This is a genomic window from Streptomyces sp. 7R007 (genome assembly GCF_054850255.1).
Window position 1 is genome coordinate 163,032 of record NZ_JBTWMV010000011.1, and the last position, 15,490, is coordinate 178,521.

General features: G+C 70.0%; 12 protein-coding genes, 1 tRNA gene and 1 pseudogene. 11 read left to right on the top strand and 3 right to left on the bottom strand.

Annotation, left to right across the window (positions count from 1 at the left end; genetic code table 11):
* The first annotated feature begins 52 nt into the window (after positions 1–52).
* From desA to ACYF6T_RS17195, 4 genes are read left to right on the top strand one after another with little or no spacing between them, the layout of a single operon-like run.
* The gene (gene desA, locus ACYF6T_RS17180) at positions 53–1,495 is read left to right on the top strand and encodes a lysine decarboxylase DesA (protein WP_461697316.1); all 1,443 of its coding nucleotides are present in this window, start codon (positions 53–55) and stop codon (positions 1,493–1,495) included.
* Positions 1,479–2,756 carry a lysine N(6)-hydroxylase/L-ornithine N(5)-oxygenase family protein gene (locus tag ACYF6T_RS17185; protein ID WP_461697318.1) on the top strand — a complete coding sequence of 426 codons (1,278 nt, stop codon included), beginning with the start codon at positions 1,479–1,481 and terminating at the stop codon, positions 2,754–2,756. The genes desA and ACYF6T_RS17185 overlap by 17 nt, the downstream gene beginning before the upstream one ends.
* A complete protein-coding gene (locus tag ACYF6T_RS17190) occupies positions 2,753–3,298 on the top strand; it encodes a GNAT family N-acetyltransferase (RefSeq protein ID WP_461697320.1) in 546 nt (181 codons plus the stop codon). Before ACYF6T_RS17185 ends, ACYF6T_RS17190 begins: the two co-directional genes overlap by 4 nt.
* Positions 3,295–5,067, top strand: coding sequence for an IucA/IucC family protein (locus ACYF6T_RS17195; RefSeq protein ID WP_461697321.1), 1,773 nt, complete (start codon positions 3,295–3,297; stop codon positions 5,065–5,067). Before ACYF6T_RS17190 ends, ACYF6T_RS17195 begins: the two co-directional genes overlap by 4 nt.
* Positions 5,068–5,126: 59 nt before the next feature.
* Here ACYF6T_RS17195 and ACYF6T_RS17200 read toward each other — a convergent pair whose 3' ends face one another.
* Positions 5,127–6,701: a beta-N-acetylhexosaminidase gene (locus ACYF6T_RS17200; RefSeq protein ID WP_461697323.1), complete on the bottom strand. Its 1,575-nt coding sequence runs from the start codon at positions 6,699–6,701 to the stop codon at positions 5,127–5,129.
* 60 nt (positions 6,702–6,761) lie between these two features.
* Between ACYF6T_RS17200 and ACYF6T_RS17205 the strand changes: the two genes are divergently transcribed.
* Positions 6,762–7,622, top strand: coding sequence for a DUF4429 domain-containing protein (locus tag ACYF6T_RS17205; protein ID WP_461697325.1), 861 nt, complete (start codon positions 6,762–6,764; stop codon positions 7,620–7,622).
* 47 nt (positions 7,623–7,669) lie between these two features.
* Here the strand turns inward: ACYF6T_RS17205 and ACYF6T_RS17210 are convergent, their stop codons facing one another.
* Positions 7,670–9,232 carry a purple acid phosphatase family protein gene (locus ACYF6T_RS17210; RefSeq protein WP_461697326.1) on the bottom strand — a complete coding sequence of 521 codons (1,563 nt, stop codon included), beginning with the start codon at positions 9,230–9,232 and terminating at the stop codon, positions 7,670–7,672.
* 165 nt (positions 9,233–9,397) lie between these two features.
* Here ACYF6T_RS17210 and ACYF6T_RS17215 point away from each other — a divergent pair, with 165 nt between their 5' ends.
* The gene (locus tag ACYF6T_RS17215; RefSeq protein ID WP_461697328.1) at positions 9,398–9,655 is read left to right on the top strand and encodes a hypothetical protein; all 258 of its coding nucleotides are present in this window, start codon (positions 9,398–9,400) and stop codon (positions 9,653–9,655) included.
* A 13-nt stretch (positions 9,656–9,668) separates the two neighbouring features.
* A complete protein-coding gene (glmS, locus tag ACYF6T_RS17220; protein ID WP_461697330.1) occupies positions 9,669–11,486 on the top strand; it encodes a glutamine--fructose-6-phosphate transaminase (isomerizing) in 1,818 nt (605 codons plus the stop codon).
* Positions 11,487–11,739: 253 nt separating this feature from the next.
* Here glmS and ACYF6T_RS17225 read toward each other — a convergent pair whose 3' ends face one another.
* A complete protein-coding gene (locus ACYF6T_RS17225; protein WP_461697332.1) occupies positions 11,740–12,267 on the bottom strand; it encodes a universal stress protein in 528 nt (175 codons plus the stop codon).
* Between the two features lie 311 nt (positions 12,268–12,578).
* On the opposite strand from ACYF6T_RS17225, the gene ACYF6T_RS17230 reads away from it, so the two are divergent.
* From ACYF6T_RS17230 to ACYF6T_RS17245, 4 genes and pseudogenes are all read left to right on the top strand, one after another.
* Positions 12,579–12,896, top strand: a complete 318-nt coding sequence (locus tag ACYF6T_RS17230; RefSeq protein WP_461697334.1) for a hypothetical protein — start codon at positions 12,579–12,581, stop codon at positions 12,894–12,896.
* 377 nt (positions 12,897–13,273) lie between these two features.
* Positions 13,274–14,522 (top strand): annotated as a pseudogene (locus ACYF6T_RS17235) (helix-turn-helix domain-containing protein).
* 133 nt (positions 14,523–14,655) lie between these two features.
* Positions 14,656–15,258 (top strand): oligoribonuclease, encoded by a 603-nt coding sequence (gene orn / locus ACYF6T_RS17240; RefSeq protein ID WP_461697335.1) that lies wholly within the window; start codon positions 14,656–14,658, stop codon positions 15,256–15,258.
* A 116-nt stretch (positions 15,259–15,374) separates the two neighbouring features.
* Positions 15,375–15,447, top strand: a tRNA-His gene (locus ACYF6T_RS17245).
* The last annotated feature ends 43 nt before the right edge of the window (positions 15,448–15,490 follow it).

The window sequence follows — 15,490 nt, forward strand, 5'->3', positions numbered from 1 at the left end:
CCCCTGCGTCCGTCCCGCAGCGGACCATCCCCACCCCCGGAGGGCCCCCACCATGCGCTCGCACCTGCTCAATGACACCACCGCGGAGCAGTACCGCCTCACCGTGACCGAAGGCGTCGAGCGGGTGGCAGCCAAACTCGCCGCCACCGACCGTCCGTTCACCGGCGTCACGGTCGACGCCCTCGCCCCCCGCATCGACCGGATCGACCTCGACCGGCCGCTGCACGACACCGCGGCCGTGCTCGACGAGCTGGAGGAGGTCTACCTCCGCGACGCCGTCTACTTCCACCACCCCCGCTACCTCGCCCACCTCAACTGCCCGGTCGTCATCCCCGCCGTGCTCGGCGAGGCCGTCCTGTCCGCCGTCAACTCCTCCCTCGACACCTGGGACCAGTCGGCCGGCGGCACCCTCATCGAGCGCAAACTGATCGACTGGACGATCGCCCGCATCGGCCTGGGCCCGGGCGCCGACGGCGTGTTCACCTCCGGCGGCACGCAGTCCAACCTCCAGGCGCTGCTGCTGGCACGGGAGGAGGCCAAGAGCCGCTCCCTCGGCGACCTGCGGATCTTCGCCTCCGAGGTCAGCCACTTCAGCGTGAAGAAGTCCGCGAAACTGCTGGGCCTGGGCCCGGACGCGGTCGTCTCCGTCCCCGTCGACCACGACCAGCGCCTGCAGACCGTCGCCCTCGCCCGCGAGCTGGAGCGCTGCCGCCGCGACGGCCTCGTCCCCATGGCGGTCGTCGCCACCGCCGGCACCACCGACTTCGGCTCCATCGACCCGCTGCCCGAGATCGCCGAGCTGTGCGCGCAGTACGGCACCTGGATGCACGTCGACGCCGCCTACGGCTGCGGACTGCTCGCCTCGCTGAAGTACCGGGACCGCATCGACGGCATCGAGCGCGCCGACTCGGTCACGGTCGACTACCACAAGTCCTTCTTCCAGCCGGTGAGTTCCTCCGCCGTGCTGGTCCGCGACGCGGCCACGCTGCGGCACGCCACCTACCACGCCGAGTACCTCAACCCGCGCCGCATGGTGCAGGAGCGCATCCCCAACCAGGTCGACAAGTCCCTGCAGACCACCCGCCGCTTCGACGCGCTGAAGCTGTGGCTGACGCTGCGGGTGATGGGCGCCGACGGGGTGGGGCAGCTCTTCGACGAGGTGTGCGAGCTGGCGGCGGAGGGCTGGCGGCTGCTGTCGGCCGACCCGCGCTTCGACGTGGTCGTCCGGCCCTCCCTGTCCACCCTCGTCTTCCGCTACATCCCGGCCGCCGTCACCGACCCGGCCGAGATCGACCGCGCCAACCTCCACGCCCGCAAGGCCCTGTTCGCCTCCGGCGACGCGGTGGTCGCCGGCACGAAGGTCCAGGGCCGCCACTACCTGAAGTTCACCCTGCTCAACCCCGAGACGACGGCCGACGACATCGCCGCCGTCCTCGACCTGATCGCCGGCCACGCCGAGCAGTACCTGGGAGAGTCCCTTGACCGCGCTTCCTGACACCCCGGACAAGACCTACGACTTCGTGGGCATCGGGCTCGGCCCCTTCAACCTCGGCCTGGCCTGCCTCACCGAGCCCATCGCCGAACTCGACGGCGTCTTCCTGGAGTCCAAGCCGGACTTCGAGTGGCACGCGGGCATGTTCCTCGACGGCGCCCACCTCCAGACCCCGTTCATGTCGGACCTGGTCACCCTCGCCGACCCGACCTCGCCGTACTCCTTCCTCAACTACCTGAAGGAGAAAGGCCGGTTGTACTCGTTCTACATCCGCGAGAACTTCTACCCGCTCCGGGTCGAGTACGACGACTACTGCCGCTGGGCCGCGAACAAGCTGAGCAGCGTGCGCTTCGGTACGACGGTCGCCGAGGTGACGTACGAGGACGCGCACTACGTGGTGCGCACCGAGGCCGGGGACCGCTACCGTGCCCGCCACCTCGTCCTCGGCACCGGCACCTCGCCGCACTACCCGGAGGCCGTGCGCGGCCTGGGCGGCGACTTCATCCACAACTCCCGCTATGTGCAGCACAGAAGCGAGCTGGTGAAGAAGGAGTCCATCACCCTCGTGGGCTCCGGCCAGTCGGCCGCGGAGATCTACCACGACCTGCTCGGCGAGATCGACGTGCACGGCTACCGGCTGAACTGGGTGACGCGCTCGCCGCGCTTCTTCCCCCTCGAATACACCAAGCTCACGCTGGAGATGACCTCCCCGGAGTACGTCGACTACTACCGCGAGCTGCCCGAGAGCACCCGCTACCGGCTCACCGAGCAGCAGAAGGGCCTGTTCAAGGGCATCGACGGCGACCTGATCAACGAGATCTTCGACCTGCTGTACCAGAAGAACCTCGGCGGCCCGGTCCCCACCCGCCTGCTCACCAACTCCGCCCTGACCGGGGCGCGTTACGACAACGGCACCTACACCCTCGCCTTCCGCCAGGAGGAGCAGGAGAAGGACTACGAGATCGAGTCCGAGGGCCTGGTCCTGGCCACCGGCTACCGGTACACCGAGCCGGACTTCCTCGCCCCGGTCAGGGACCGCCTGCGCTACGACACCCACGGCAACTTCGACGTGGCCCGCAACTACTCCATCGACACCACCGGCCGGGGGATCTTCCTCCAGAACGCCGGCGTGCACACCCACAGCATCACCAGCCCCGACCTGGGCATGGGTGCCTACCGCAACAGCTACATCATCCGCGAGCTGCTCGGCACCGAGTACTACCCGGTCGAGAAGACGATCGCGTTCCAGGAGTTCGCCGTATGAGCACCACCGACACCGGCACCTTCACCTTCCGCCCCCTCGACCCCCTCCTGGACGCCGAGCTGCTGCACTCCTGGGTCACCCACCCCAAGGCCGCCTTCTGGATGATGCAGGACGCGAAGCTGGAGGACGTCGAGCGTGCCTACATGGAGATCGCGGCGGACGAGCACCACCACGCCCTGCTGGGACTCGACGCCAACGGCGACCCCGCCTTCCTGATGGAGAAGTACGACCCGGCCCACCGCGAACTGGTCGGCCTGTACGAGCCGTTGCCGGGCGATGTCGGCATGCACTTCCTCACCCCGCCCACGGACACGCCCGTACACGGGTTCACCAAGGCCGTCATCACCGCCGTCATGGCGCACCTCTTCGCGGACCCGTCCGTCCGCCGGGTCGTCGTCGAACCGGACGTGCGCAACAAGGCCGTCCACGCCCTGAACGAAGCCGTCGGGTTCGTGCCCGACCGCGAGATCCGGAAGCCGGAGAAGAAGGCGTTGCTGAGCTTCTGCACCCGCGAGCAGTTCGAGAAGGCGGTGGCCGGATGACCCTCGCCGACGCCGTGGCCCACCTCTCCCCCGAACGCTGGGAGAAGGCCAACCGCCTGCTGATCCGCAAGGCGCTCGCCGAGTTCGCGCACGAGCGCCTGATCACCCCCGAGGCCGCCGAGCCGGACGGGTACGTCGTCCGCAGCGACGACGGCCTGACCCGCTACCGGTTCACCGCCGTCCGCCGCGCCCTCGACCACTGGCAGGTCGACGCCGACTCGATCACCCGCCACCGCGACGGCGCCGAACTCCCGCTCGCGGCGCTGGACTTCTTCATCGAGCTGAAGCAGACCCTGGGGCTGAGCGAGGAGATCCTGCCGGTCTACCTGGAGGAGATCTCCTCCACCCTCTCCGGCACCTGCTACAAGCTCACCAAACCGCAGGTCCCGGTCGCCGAGCTGGCGCGCAGCGGCTTCCAGGCCATCGAGACCGGCATGACCGAGGGCCACCCCTGCTTCGTCGCCAACAACGGCCGGCTCGGCTTCGGCATCCACGAGTACCTGTCGTACGCCCCCGAGGCGGCGAGCCCGGTCCGCCTGGTGTGGCTGGCGGCCCACCGCTCGCGCGCCGCGTTCACCGCGGGCGTCGGCATCGAGTACGAGAGCTTCGTCCGGCAGGAGCTGGGCGAGGAGACCGTCGAACGTTTCCACGGCGTGCTGCGCGAGCGCGGCCTGGACCCGGCCGACTACCTCCTCATCCCCGTCCACCCCTGGCAGTGGTGGAACAAGCTCGCCGTCACCTTCGCCGCCGAGGTCGCCCGCGGGCACCTGGTGTGCCTGGGCGAGGGCGAGGACGAGTACCTGGCCCAGCAGTCCATCCGGACCTTCTTCAACACCTCCCACCCCGAAAAGCACTACGTGAAGACGGCCCTGTCCGTCCTCAACATGGGCTTCATGCGCGGGCTTTCGGCCGCGTACATGGAGGCCACCCCGGCGATCAACGACTGGCTGGCCCAGCTGATCGACAACGACCCGGTGCTGAAGTCGACGGGGCTGAGCATCATCCGGGAGCGGGCCGCCGTCGGCTACCGGCACCTGGAGTACGAGAAGGCGACGGACCGCTACTCGCCGTACCGCAAGATGCTGGCCGCGCTGTGGCGCGAGAGCCCGGTGCCCGGCCTCCGGGAGGGCGAGTCCCTCGCCACCATGGCCTGTCTGCTGCACGTCGACCACGAGGGCGCCTCCTTCGCGGGCGCGCTGATCGAGCGGTCGGGCCTGACGCCGACGGAGTGGCTGCGGCACTACCTGCGGGCGTACCTCACCCCGCTGCTGCACAGCTTCTACGCCTACGACCTGGTCTTCATGCCGCACGGCGAGAACGTCATCCTGGTGCTGGAGGACGGGGTGGTGAAGCGCGCGATCTACAAGGACATCGCCGAGGAGATCGCCGTGATGGACCCGGACGCGGTGCTGCCGCCGACGGTCGAGCGGCTGCGCGTGGAGGTCCCGGAGGACAAGAAGCTGCTGTCCATCTTCACGGACGTCTTCGACTGCTTCTTCCGCTTCCTCGCCGCGAACCTCGCCGGCGAGGGAATCCTGGAGGAGGACGACTTCTGGCGCACGGTCGCCGAGGTCACCCGCGAGTACCAGGACTCCACGCCCGAACTCGCCGGGAAATTCCGGCAGTACGACATGTTCGCCCCCGAGTTCGCCCTGTCCTGCCTCAACCGGCTCCAGCTGCGCGACAACCGGCAGATGGTGGACCTGGCGGACCCGTCCGGGGCGCTCCAGCTGGTCGGCACCCTGAAGAATCCCGTCGCGGGGTTCTGACCGGGACGGAGGGGCACCCCGCGGTACGGTCCCGCGGGGTGCCCGTCCGCCGTGTACGGCTACCGCGCGGGCCAGGGGACCTGCGGCGACCGGTAGTAGCCGATCCCCAGCGCGTCCCACCGCGGCGCCTGCGCCGCGAGCCGCACCTTGTAGGCGTCCCAGTCGTGCGTGGCGGCCGGCGACCAGCCGAGCTCGGCCACGCCCGCGAGCCGCGGGAAGGCCATGTACTCGATGTCGGCGCTCGTGACGATCGTCTCGGTCCACAGCGGCGCCTCGACGCCCCGGATCGCCGAGGCGGGCACCCCGGCCAGGTAGTCGCCCGGGTCCCAGTCGTAGGACCGCCGTACCTCCACCAGACCCGCCCAGTCCTGGCCGAGCGGGGTGTCCGCGGTGTACTTCATGTCCAGGTAGACCCGGTCGGCGGGCGAGAGGACCAGCCCGGTGCCGTGCTGCGCGGCCTTGGCCACCTGCGCCTTCTCCTCGGCGCTGGTGTCGTCCAGGCCCCAGTACTGGGCGATGGCGCCCTTCGCCGGGTGCGCGCCGGTCAGCTGGTGCCAGGCGACGACCGTCTTGCCGTGCTCGGCGACGACGGGCTGCACCCGGTCCATGAACTTCACGTAGTCGTCGTGGCTGGTGGAGTGCGCCTCGTCGCCGCCGATGTGCAGGTAGCGGCCGGGGGTGAGCGCGGCCAGTTCGCGGATCACGTCGTCGACGAAGTCGTAGGTGAGCTCCTTCGGCACGCACAGCGAGCTGAAGCCGACGTCGGTGCCGGTGTAGAGCGGGGGCGCCACGCCGTCGCAGTTGAGTTCGGCGTACGAGGCGAGGGCCGCGTTGGTGTGGCCGGGCATGTCGATCTCGGGGACGACCTCCAGATAGCGGGAGGCCGCGTACCGGACGATCTCCTTGTAGTCGTCCTTGGTGTAGTAGCCGCCCCGTCCGCCGCCGACCTCGGTGGAGCCGCCGTAGGTGGCCAGGCGCGGCCAGGAGTCGATGGCGATGCGCCAGCCCTGGTCGTCGCTGAGGTGCAGGTGCAGCTTGTTGATCTTGTAGAGGGCCAGCTCGTCGATGTAGCGCTTGACCTGGTCGACGGTGAAGAAGTGGCGGGAGACGTCGAGCATGGCGCCGCGGTAGGCGTAGCGCGGGCGGTCCGTGATCGTGCCGCCCGCGACCAGCCACGGCCCGGGCTGTGCGGAGTCCTTCTCGACGGCCGCCGGGAGCAGCTGGCGCAGGGTCTGCACGCCGTGGAAGAGGCCGGCGTACTCGTTCGCGGTGATGAGGACGCCGTTGGGTCCGCTGTCGAGGCGGTAGCCCTCGGCCCCGAACCGGCCGTGCGTCAGGCGCAGTCGGATGCCGCTGTCGCCCCACCTGACCAGGGGCAGCCGGTAGCCGGTGGACGGGCGCAGGATGTCCGCGAGGTACTCGCCGATCCGGCGCGCTTTCGGGGAGTCGTCGACGCGGATGACGGTGGAGCCGGTGATGCGGTACGGCGAGCCACCCGGTCTGACCGACTCGGGGGCCGGGACCACCCGGTCCAGCGGCGTCGGACGCGCTTCGGTCACCGTGGTCGCTCCTACTGTGAAGGTGCCGGCCGCCGCCACCAGCAGCAGCGATCCCAGAACGCGGTGCAGTCTCACATGCGCTCCCTTCGATTGGTAGAGACCACTCTCCCGCACATCCGGTGAAACAATCCCCCCATGGCGGAAATCCTCCAGAAGGACGGCACCTGGGCGTTCGACGGCGACGCCCTGCGACTGACTCCCGGACGGGACAAGAACGTCAGCCTGCTGCGCCGGACCCTGGGCGAACTCGTCGTACCGCTGGGCGCGTTGGCCGGGATCTCGTTCGAGCAGGGCAAGCGGGCGGGCCGGCTCAGACTCCGGCTGCGCGACGGCGCCGACCCGCTGCTGCACGCGACCGGCGGCCGGCTCACCGAGCCCAACGACCCCTACCAGCTGATCGTCGAGTCCGACCGCTACGGGGTCGCCGAGTACTTCACCGACGAGGTGCGCAACGCCCTGCTGCTGGACCAGGTGCCCGCCGACCCGGTGCGCGAGTACCTGCTGCCGGGTCCGGCCGTCCCGCTGACCGTCTCCGCCGGCGACGGCACGGCGAGCTTCGACGGCGACCGCGTACGGCTGGAGTGGAACTGGAAGACGGAGGACGCCAAGGCCGCCGCCGGCACCCGCACCCTGCCCATGAGCGACATCGCCGCCGTCGAGTGGCAGCCGGCCGTCGGCCTGGACAACGGCCATCTGCGCTTCCGCGTGCACCACGCGCCCACCAAGGCGCCGCCCAAGTACGACCCGAACTCCGTCGAGTTGTGGGGCTTCAAGAAGGACCCGCTGATGGCCCTGATCGCGGCGGCCGTGCAGGCCCGGCTGCCGCACCCGGCGGCGCAGGCCGACGTACGGCCGAAGCACCTCGGGGAACCGCCCCGGGACGACCATGACGCGCTGCTGCGCCGGCTGCGCGAACTGGGCGAGCTGCACCGCACGAACGTGCTGACGGACGAGGAGTTCCAGCTGGCCAAGCAGGCGATCCTCAAGCGCATGTAGCGCCCCGAGGACCGCCTGCCGACGCGTGCTCCCGCCTTTCGGGCGTCCTACTTGGCCCGGCGCGCCACCGTGAAGTGGTCGATGCGGTCGCCGGTCTCGGCGATGCCCGACACCTTCAGCCGCGCGTACCGGCCCTTGGCCGCGGGCTCGACGTCCACCCGCAGGAAGGAGTAGTTGAGGTAGCGCACCCGGGACCAGGTGACGGTCTCGTTGACCTTGCCGTCCTTGGTGTTGACGAAGGAGGCGACGGAGTCGACCTCGTTCGGATGGCCCTCGTAGGAGTCCGGCGCGGAGAAGGCGTAGAGGCTGCGGCCGGCCGCGCCCGCCGTCACGTAGACGACGCCCTCGGTCTCGGGGTACGCCGTGTCGCCGATCGCCAGCTTCTTGGTGACCGCGCCGCCCTTGATGACGTCGGTGCGCTCGTACTGGTGGTTGTGGCCGTTGATGACCAGGTCCACCGTGTACTTCTCGAACAGCGGCACCCACTCCTGTCGCACACCCCCCTCCGAGGCGTGCGCGGTGGAGGTGCAGTAGGCGCAGTGGTGGAAGAAGACGACGATGAAGTCGATGTCCTTCGCGGCCCGGAACTTCTTCAGCTGCCCCTCGAACCACGTGGTCTGGGTGCCGCCGGAGATGCCGAGGTTGGCCGGGATCTCGTAGGAGACGTCGTTCGGGTCCAGCGAGATGACCGCGGTGTTGCCGTAGACGAAGGAGTAGACGCCCGGCAGGTTCGCCTTGTCCGGCCCGTTGTCGGGGAGGGTGAAGCGGGCCTCCTCGCCGCCGTAGCCGTTGGGCGAGTACCAGGCCTCCATGTCGTGGTTGCCGTAACTGACCATCCACGGCACGGACTTGGCGACCGACTCGGTCTGGGCGAGGAACTGGTCCCACACCCGGGAGTCGAAGCCGGTGTCGGTGGACTTGCCCTGGCCGGCCGGGTCGGCGTAGGCGATGTCGCCGGCGTGCAGGTGGAAGGACGGGTTCTGGCCGAGGATCAGGCTGTCGTTGGCCAGGCCGTGGTAGCTGACGCCCTGGTCGCCGAAGGCCGTGAAGGTGAACGGCGTCCTGCGGCCGGGGGCGGTGGTGAAGGTGCCCAGGGTGCCGAGCAGGTGCGGCTCGGCGGGGTCGAAGCCCTGGTGGCCGACGCCGTAGTAGTACGTCCTGCCGGGGCGCAGGTGGGTCAGCTTGGCGTGGACGTAGTACTGCGTGTGGTCGGCGCTGGTGCCGACGCCGGCCGGGGTGTAGAGCGTGCGGATCTCGGCTTCGATCTTGCGGGAGAGGTCCCACGGGTGGGCGCCGATGCGGATGAAGGGCTTCTTCACCGCGACCGGGACCTGCCAGGAGACGGTCATCTCGGTGCTCGCGTCGTTGCCGAAGGCGAGGTGGCGGCCGAAGGGGGCGACGAGCGAGCCGTCGACGTACTCCGGCCGCGCGGAGCTCTGGGTCGGCGTGGTGGCCTGGGCGACCGCGCCCGGCACGAACGCGCCACCGGCGACGGCACCGATCGTCACGGCCCCGCCCCTGATCAGGTTGCGCCGCGAGAATCTCGCGCGCAGGTACTCGTGCTGCTCGGCCATGCTCATGCGCTCGGCCAGCTGCTCCGGTACTCCCATACGAGGAATGTCCATGGCGTCTGAAACTCGTCGACACGGGCAACGAGGCACAAGACCCAGGATGGACAGATTGCAAACAGCCGTTCATAAGAACACCAACAGCGACGTGCCCGATATCGGGCAGGATTCTTGCGATCCGGCCTTCGGTGGCCCAGGATCTACCGGGTGCACGACGAACTTGTCGATCATCTGACGCGGACCACGCCCCTGAACCGGGGCGAGGCGCTGCGGGTGATCCAGGACGTGCTCGCCTACTTCGACGAGACGGCCGCCGAGTACGTCCGTCGCCGCCACCGCGAGCTCCAGGCCCAGGGCCTGGTGAACGCGGAGATCTTCGAGCGGATCGAGGCGGATCTGAAATACCGGGCGGTGGCACCGCCGGAGTTCACGCTCCGTCAGCTGCGCCGCATCGTCTACGGCTGAGGGACACAGCTCTATGTGCGGAATTGTCGGATACATCGGGAAGCGTGACGTCGCCCCGCTGCTCCTGGAGGGCTTGCAGCGGCTGGAGTACCGCGGGTACGACTCGGCGGGCATCGTGGTCACCTCCCCGAAGACGGCGGGCCTGAAGATGGTCAAGGCCAAGGGGCGCGTCCGCGACCTGGAGGCCAGGGTCCCGGCCCGCTTCAAGGGCACCACCGGCATCGCCCACACCCGCTGGGCCACCCACGGCGCCCCCTCCGACGTGAACGCCCACCCGCACCTGGACGCGGAGAACAAGGTCGCCGTCGTCCACAACGGCATCATCGACAACGCCTCCGACCTGCGCCGCAAGCTGGAGGCGGACGGCGTGGAGTTCCTCTCGGAGACCGACACCGAGGTGCTCACCCACCTCATCGCCCGCTCCCCGGCCGGCACCCTGGAGGAGAAGGTCCGCGAGACCCTGCGGGTCATCGAGGGCACGTACGGCATCGCCGTGCTGCACGCCGACTTCCCCGACCGGATCGTGGTGGCGCGAAACGGCTCCCCGGTCGTGCTCGGCGTGGGCGAGAAGGAGATGTTCGTCGCCTCCGACATCGCCGCGCTGGTCGCCCACACGCGGCAGATAGTGACCCTCGACGACGGCGAGATGGCCACCCTCAAGGCCGACGACTTCCGGACGTACACGACGGAGGGCACCCGCACCACGTCGGAGCCGACCACCGTGGAGTGGGAGGCGGCCTCCTACGACATGGGCGGCCACGACACCTACATGCACAAGGAGATCCACGAGCAGGCCGAGGCGGTCGACCGCGTCCTGCGCGGCCGCATCGACGACCGCTTCTCCACCGTGCACCTCGGCGGCCTGAACCTGGACGCCCGGGAGGCCCGGCAGATCCGCCGGGTGAAGATCCTCGGCTGCGGCACCTCGTACCACGCGGGCATGATCGGCGCCCAGATGATCGAGGAGCTGGCCCGCATCCCCGCGGACGCCGAGCCGGCCTCCGAGTTCCGCTACCGCAACGCGGTCGTGGACCCGGACACGCTGTACGTCGCCGTCTCCCAGTCCGGTGAGACCTACGACGTCCTCGCCGCCGTCCAGGAACTCAAGCGCAAGGGCGCGCGGGTCTTCGGCATCGTGAACGTGGTCGGCTCGGCGATCGCCCGCGAGGCGGACGCCGGCATCTACGTGCACGCGGGCCCGGAGGTCTGCGTGGTCTCCACGAAGTGCTTCACCAACACCACGGTCGCCTTCGCCCTCCTCGCCCTCCACCTGGGCCGCACCCGTGACCTGTCGGTCCGCGACGGCAAGCGCATCATCGAGGGCCTGCGCAAGCTGCCCGCGCAGATCACCGAGGTCCTGAAGCAGGAGGAGGAGATCAGGAAGCTGGCCGAACAGTACGCCGACGCCCGCTCGATGCTCTTCATCGGCCGGGTCCGCGGCTACCCGGTCGCCCGTGAGGCCTCCCTGAAGCTCAAGGAGGTCTCCTACATCCACGCCGAGGCCTACCCCGCCTCGGAGCTGAAGCACGGCCCGCTCGCCCTCATCGAGCCGGCCCTGCCCACGGTCGCGATCGTCCCGGACGACGACCTGCTGGAGAAGAACCGCGCCGCGATGGAGGAGATCAAGGCCCGCAGCGGCCGGATCCTGGCGGTGGCGCACCGGCACCAGGAGAAGGCCGACGAGACGATCGTGGTCCCCAAGAACGAGGACGAACTGGACCCCATCCTGATGGGCATCCCCCTGCAACTCCTCGCCTACCACACGGCGTTGGCCCTGGGCCGGGACATCGACAAGCCGAGGAACCTCGCGAAGTCGGTGACCGTGGAGTAGCCGGCCTCCCGCAGCAGGCCCGCTTCACAGGGCCCGTCGGATCGGACCCCCACGTGCAGCCACCACGCACGCGGGGGTCCCTTCACCCGCCGGGGCCGCCCAACACCCCGGCGTCGGCTGCCCTTTGAGCCGGTGGCCGTCACCCCCCGGCCGGCAGCACGCCACGTCCGGTGACGGGTATATGCCCTTCACAAGAGCACAAACACCTCTACGCGTCAGTAGGTTCGCGCGCGGCGCAAGGGGGGTCGGGCACCTACGGAATGACGATGACGGGCCGCTTCGCCCGCTTGGCGAGGCGTCCCGCGACGGAGCCGAAGATGCGGCCCACGATGCCGTGCGTCGAGCCGACGACGATCGCGTCGGCCTCGTACTCGCGCCCCACCTCTTCGAGCTCGTGGCAGATGTCGCCCCCGCGCTCGACGAGGATCCAGGGCACCTCGGCGAGGTAGTCCGCGCAGGCGAGCTCCAGGCCCAGCACCTCGGTGCGGTGGTCCGGCACGTCCACGAACACCGGCGGCTCGCAGCCCGCCCACACCGTGGTGGGCAGCCGGTTGGCGACGTGCACGATGATCAGGCCCGAGTGGGAGCGGTGGGCCATGCCGATGGCGTACGCGAGGGCGCGTTCACTGGAGGTGGAGCCGTCGAAGCCCACGACGACGCCGTGCTTGAAGGCGGGGTCGCAGGAATGGCGTGGCTCTTCCGCCGCCAGGGGATCGGCCGCCGTGGGGTCGGCGACCGGCCGCTTGCGGTCCGCGGGTTCGAAGAATTCGTGACCGGCCATGGCTGTCTCGGCGTTGTGATCCTTTATGGGTGGGACGACAGTGTGCGGCGGAGCTGTGTCCGGGAATGGTCTTTCCCGCCCCATACCCCCAAGGGTACGGCGGCACGCCTCCTTTAGCCCATCTCCCGCCCACGGTCCGTGGGGGTTCCAGGGAGCATGCACGAGGGGGCGCCCGTAACGCAATGGTTGCTGCGCTGTACAGGCGGTTTGCACGGGATTCACTTACCCGGCGGCCGGTACGGCCGTGGCGTACAGTGACCGACCGGTCGAACAGGCGTTGAACCCCGTGACCCACGCCCCAGGGAGCACGCATGCCAGGACCGCACCCCGACCGACCCCCGACCCCGCAGGACTCGGCCACCGACGTCGTCCGCTGGGCGGCCTTCAGCTGCGTCCTGGTCCCGGTGGTCCTGCTCTGGTACGGCAGCTCGCTGGCCGGGGCCGCGGGCACCGCGCTCGGCCTGGCCGCGGTCACGGCCGTGTGCCGCCTGCTGCTGCGCCAGTCGGAACGGGGCGCGGCACGGCCGCCGGCCGAGGAGAACGCACCGCACCGGGGGCGGCGTCAGCGCACCGGAACGGGCACGCACAGAGGCGGACGTCACACTGGGGGAAATACACCGGTCGCCTGACCGGTTTCCGCGCACGGGCCCGCTTCTTTTCAGCCAACTTCTCGACCTGGCGCATCCCTTGCCCCCACCACCCCCCAACCCCCGTTCCACCTGCACGGACACGCCCTCACAGGCCCCGCGCACCCTATGGGGATTGGCCACCGCGACAAGGCGCACTTCCCTGCACGGCCCACGAGTGCAACGCTTCGTGATCGAATGCTTCACGCCAAGTTGCCATGTCGACAATGTGCCGGTTGCCGAACTGGTCACGCCGGCACCACGGGACACAGTAGATTCGATCTTGACGTCTTACGGCGGGGGACTCGTGCAGGACCGAGGGGAAACGTGCAGGAGCGACACAACCGAGGAGCCGCGACCACCGAGGGGGGCTTAGCAGTATGAGCCACGACTCCACTGCCGCGCCGGAAGCCGCGGCCCGGAAGCTTTCCGGGCGACGCCGCAAGGAGATCGTCGCGGTGCTGCTGTTCAGCGGCGGCCCCATCTTCGAGAGTTCCATTCCGCTGTCGGTGTTCGGGATTGACCGCCAGGACGCCGGCGTGCCGCGCTACCGCCTGCTGGTGGCGGCCGGCGAGGAAGGCCCGCTGCGGACCACAGGGGGGCCTGGAACTCACCGCGCCACATGGACTGGAAGCGATCTCGCGCGCGGGCACGGTCGTCGTGCCGGCCTGGCGCTCGATCACTTCTCCGCCGCCGGAGGAGGCGCTCGACGCACTGCGCCGGGCGCACGAGGAGGGCGCCCGCATCGTCGGGCTGTGCACCGGCGCCTTCGTCCTCGCCGCGGCGGGCCTGCTGGACGGCCGCCCGGCGACGACACACTGGATGTACGCACCGACGCTGGCCAAGCGCTATCCGTCGGTACATGTGGATCCGCGAGAGCTCTTCGTCGACGACGGAGACGTCCTGACGTCGGCCGGTACGGCGGCCGGAATCGATCTCTGCCTCCACATCGTGCGCACGGACCACGGCAACGAGGCGGCCGGCGCGCTCGCCCGGCGTCTCGTCGTCCCGCCCCGCCGGACGGGAGGCCAGGAGCGCTACCTGGACCGCTCTTTACCAGAGGAGATCGGCGCCGACCCGCTGGCCGAGGTCGTCGCCTGGGCGCTGGAGCACCTGCACGAGCAGTTCGACGTCGAGACGCTGGCTGCGCGCGCGTACATGAGCCGCCGCACCTTCGACCGCCGCTTCCGCTCGCTGACGGGTTCGGCGCCTCTGCAGTGGCTGATCACGCAGCGGGTGCTGCAGGCCCAGCGCCTGCTGGAGACGTCGGACTACTCGGTGGACGAGGTCGCGGGCCGCTGCGGCTTCCGCTCGCCGGTGGCGTTGCGCGGCCACTTCCGCCGTCAGCTGGGCTCGTCGCCGGCGGCGTACCGCGCCGCGTACCGGGCCCGCCGTCCCCAGGGCGACAAGCCGGCCGACGCGGAGGCCCCGCCCGGCCCGCTGACGCCCGGTCCCTCCCTCCACCCGGAGGGCCCGGTACCGCTGCAGAGCCGCCGGGCGGCCGCGAGCGCGGTGGGCGCGGGCGCGCCGTCCCTGTCAGCTGCGTCCGCCTCCGCCTCCGCGGAGAACGGCCGCGAGGCCTACCTGGCGGGCCGGGCCAGCGTCCCGGGCCAACGCAGCGGAACCTGACGCAACCGAGCCGGCCCCGTGTGCCGGCCGGGCGACCCAGCCCGGCCGGCACGCGTACGCAGGGCGGCAGTCCCCGGCAGGTCGGGGCCGACGCCGGGCATCCAAATACGAGCGTCCGCTTTAGGGTGGTCGCATGAACGATCGCATGGTGTGGATCGACTGCGAGATGACCGGCCTCTCGCTGTCCGACGACGCGCTCATCGAGGTGGCCGCCCTCGTCACCGACTCCGAGCTGAACGTACTCGGCGACGGAGTCGACATCGTCATCCGCCCGCCGGACCGGGCCCTGGAGACGATGCCGGAGGTGGTGCGTCAGATGCACACCGCGTCCGGCCTGCTGGCCGAACTCGCCGGCGGCACGACCCTCGCGGACGCCGAGGAGCAGGTCCTCGCCTACGTCCGCGAACACGTCAAGGAACCCGGCAAGGCCCCGCTGTGCGGCAACTCCGTCGGCACGGACCGCGGCTTCCTCCTGCGCGACATGCCGACCCTGGAGGACTACCTCCACTACCGCATCGTCGACGTCAGCTCCGTCAAGGAACTCGCCCGCCGCTGGTATCCGCGGGCGTACTTCAACAGCCCGGAGAAGAACGGGAACCACCGCGCCCTCGCCGACATCCGCGAGTCGATCGCCGAGCTGCGCTACTACCGCGAGGCCATCTTCGTGCCCCAGCCGGGCCCCGACTCGGACACCGCCAAGGCGATCGCAGCGAAGCACGTCCTGCCTGCTCAGTGACGGTGCCGGGGCCCTTCGCCGGGGCCCCGGAAAAGCCGTGCGCGAGCACCCCTTCGGACCCTGTACACTTTTTCTCGGCCGGTCGGGGAAACCACAGATCTCAACCACCGGTCATGGTGGGTGTAGCTCAGCTGGTAGAGCACCTGGTTGTGGTCCAGGATGTCGCGGGTTCGAGTCCCGTCACTCACCCAGAGCATTCGGCCGGTGACCCCAAGCGGGTCACCGGCCGAAT

Excerpts from the sequence above, each read along its gene's own strand:
- desA (WP_461697316.1), top strand. The coding sequence starts at position 53 with ATGCGCTCGCACCTGCTCAATGACACCACCGCGGAGCAGTACCGCCTC.
- ACYF6T_RS17225 (WP_461697332.1), bottom strand. The coding sequence starts at position 12,267 with ATGGCCGGTCACGAATTCTTCGAACCCGCGGACCGCAAGCGGCCGGTC.
- ACYF6T_RS17230 (WP_461697334.1), top strand. The coding sequence starts at position 12,579 with ATGCCAGGACCGCACCCCGACCGACCCCCGACCCCGCAGGACTCGGCC.
- ACYF6T_RS17205 (WP_461697325.1), top strand. The coding sequence starts at position 6,762 with ATGGCGGAAATCCTCCAGAAGGACGGCACCTGGGCGTTCGACGGCGAC.
- orn (WP_461697335.1), top strand. The coding sequence starts at position 14,656 with ATGAACGATCGCATGGTGTGGATCGACTGCGAGATGACCGGCCTCTCG.
- ACYF6T_RS17190 (WP_461697320.1), top strand. The coding sequence starts at position 2,753 with ATGAGCACCACCGACACCGGCACCTTCACCTTCCGCCCCCTCGACCCC.
- ACYF6T_RS17195 (WP_461697321.1), top strand. The coding sequence starts at position 3,295 with ATGACCCTCGCCGACGCCGTGGCCCACCTCTCCCCCGAACGCTGGGAG.
- ACYF6T_RS17210 (WP_461697326.1), bottom strand. The coding sequence starts at position 9,232 with ATGGGAGTACCGGAGCAGCTGGCCGAGCGCATGAGCATGGCCGAGCAG.
- glmS (WP_461697330.1), top strand. The coding sequence starts at position 9,669 with ATGTGCGGAATTGTCGGATACATCGGGAAGCGTGACGTCGCCCCGCTG.